Here is a 2,685-nt window from a genome sequence, read left to right as displayed (position 1 = left end):
GTATAAATAAATAAATTTAGACAAATACTTTAAAAAATGTTACAATTATAAGAATCAAAATTTATTAAAAATTATTATTAATAGTGGTGAGACAATTTCTATATTTATTCAAGCAATACCTAGCGGTGGGAGTAGTGGGATTAACGGGGATTACTCTTTCGATCGTTGCTACCCTCGTAGTTTATCACTGGGAACTAGCAAAAGATCGGGAGCGGTTTCAACAACAATCTACTGTCTTGGTGAATGAGTTACAAAGGCAATTACATAGTTACACCCAACTTACTAGATCGGTAGGTAGTTTCCTGAAATCGCCTGAAAAAGTTACTAGGCAAGAGTTTCAAGAATTTACAAGCTCCCTACTACCGTATTATGACGGTTTGTTAGGATTAGGGTGGAGTCAAAAAGTAGAGAATCAAGAACGTTCACTCTATGAGCAACAATTACAAGCTCAAGGGTTAAAAGATTTTCAGATTCGCGAACATAACTCCAAAGGAAATCAAGTAGTGGCAGGCGATCGCCAGGTTTACTTCCCCACAACCTATATAGCGCCCTTAACTAGATGGCAAGATTATATTGGTTGGGATGCTGCTTCAGACATAAAACGTTTGCTGAGTATAGAAAGAGCAGAACGTATAGGAGTAAGTGTGAGTACGCCTTTAGTGCAATTAGAAAATGGCAAATCAGGCTTTGTACTTTACCATCCAGTCTTTACTTCCACTAACTCAAAGTTTAAATCCCTTGACTCCAAAAAAAATGACGACGATACAAAATTTCAAGGAGTAGTATTTGGTTTTTATGAAGTTAGGACTTTGGTTGAAAAAGCCATCAGCAATCTCAACCTTAATGGACTTGATTTCTATCTCTATCGTTTAGCAGAAGATCAGTTAGGTTCTGCTTTAAACAAAACTGCTGTCAATGCCACTGACTATTTCCTAATCGCATACAAAGCTGACTCCCAAAGTTTGACAGAATCTCCTCAAGTTGCTAATTTAGAAATTATTGACAACCCAGTAGAGCAGCCACAACATCTTTGTCGTTATAGTCGTGAGTGGGAATTTTGTATCCGTTCGCTTCATACAGCACAACAGGAACTTTCCTTGTTAGTATTACCTGCTTCTGATCATTCTATATCTAGTTGGCGTTCTGAAACAGTTCTGGCATTAGGTTTATTAGTGACAGTCTCTTTGGTGATGTATTTATTAATTTCCCAGCAGGCAACTTTAAAAGTTGAGGGCAAAAATCGGGAATTAGAAGAATTACTGCAAGAACTACACCAGACTCAACTACAGCTAGTACAAACAGAAAAAATGTCAAGTTTAGGCAGGTTGGTAGCAGGTGTTGCCCATGAAATTAATAACCCAGTCAGTTTTATCTCCGGAAATGTTGAATATGCTAACCATCATTTTCAAGATTTGTTTGATTTGATTTACCTCTATCAAACCCAATATCCTACTCCTGCTCCAGAGATTGAAGCAGCTATTGAAGATATTGATTTAGATTTTATTGCCGAAGATTTACCAAAATTATTAAAATCTATGAAAGTTGGGAGTGAACGTCTGCGCGAAATAGTTTTGTCTCTGCGTAATTTTTCCCGGTTAGATGAATCAACAGTCAAGGAAGTGGATATTCACACGGGTCTTGAAAGTACATTAATGATTTTGGCACATCGAATCAAGAGTCAGCCTCATCGCCCAGAACTTCAAGTGACTAAAGATTACGGTAATCTGCCTTTGATTGAATGTTATGCAGGTCAATTGAATCAGGTATTTATGAATATTTTAGCTAATGCCATTGATGCTTTAGAAGATGCAATTGAGGAAGGGAAGTTAAAGGAGCGATCGCCGATGATTTCAATTAAAACAGCTCAAGTTGATACCGAGTGGATTACAATTCAAATTACTGATAATGGTCCTGGTATTAAGACAGATATTCAAACTCGCTTGTTTGATCCATTTTTTACAACTAAACCAGTTGGCAAAGGAACGGGACTGGGACTTTCAATTAGTTATCAAATTATTTGTGAGAAGCATGGGGGCTATTTACTGTGTTCCTCTGAGGAGGGAAATGGTACAGAGTTTATCATTAAGTTGCCGATCGCCATGCAAGTTCAGAGGTCTTTTGAAAGGAAGAAGGAAGAAGGAAGAGGGAAGAAGGAAGGATGTTTGAAAGGAGTAAAAACTTAAAAGCGCTATCCCTAGAAGGCGAATCGTATTCGCCCCTACTATTTAAGGTAGACATTTCTCCAGCACTTAAGACAAACGGACATGATCAGGACTTACGCAAAACATGAAAATATACACCACCTGTAGGGGTTAACGGCCGTTAACCCCTACTAGATATAGTGGCTATGCGTAAGTCCTGATGATATTAAAGGTAGACTTCTGCTGTAAAGCAAGAAATAAATTCTTGGAGGATGAAAAAGAATTACCTACGAAACTTTTGAGGATAGTGATATTAAATCCGCTAGTATCGGTGTAAAAAAGTGTAGAAACCGGGTTTATATGAAATTCCCTTGTAGGGACGTTGCATAAGGGCGTCCCTACCATCTATCTCCCATAAACCCGGTTTCTTATAATACTCCGAAGCCAACGGATTTGATATAATTCCTAAAAGTGGTATCATTTGGCGATTTTTAGGCTCTAGGCAGTGTAATAGTAAATATTGTACCTTCTCCCACTGTGGAAT

At 37.9% G+C, this 2,685-nt stretch carries 1 protein-coding gene; it reads left to right on the top strand.

Annotation, left to right across the window (positions count from 1 at the left end; all coding sequences use genetic code 11):
* Window positions 1–83: 83 nt before the first annotated feature.
* Window positions 84–2,183 (top strand): CHASE domain-containing protein, encoded by a 2,100-nt coding sequence (locus tag AFK68_RS02800; protein WP_094671456.1) that lies wholly within the window; start codon window positions 84–86, stop codon window positions 2,181–2,183.
* Window positions 2,184–2,685 lie beyond the last annotated feature (502 nt).

Source organism: Hydrocoleum sp. CS-953, from assembly GCF_002260545.1.
GTDB lineage: Bacteria > Cyanobacteriota > Cyanobacteriia > Cyanobacteriales > Microcoleaceae > Trichodesmium.
The sequence above is the reverse complement of the archived record's forward strand: the minus strand, read 5'-3'. Positions and strand labels throughout refer to the sequence as shown.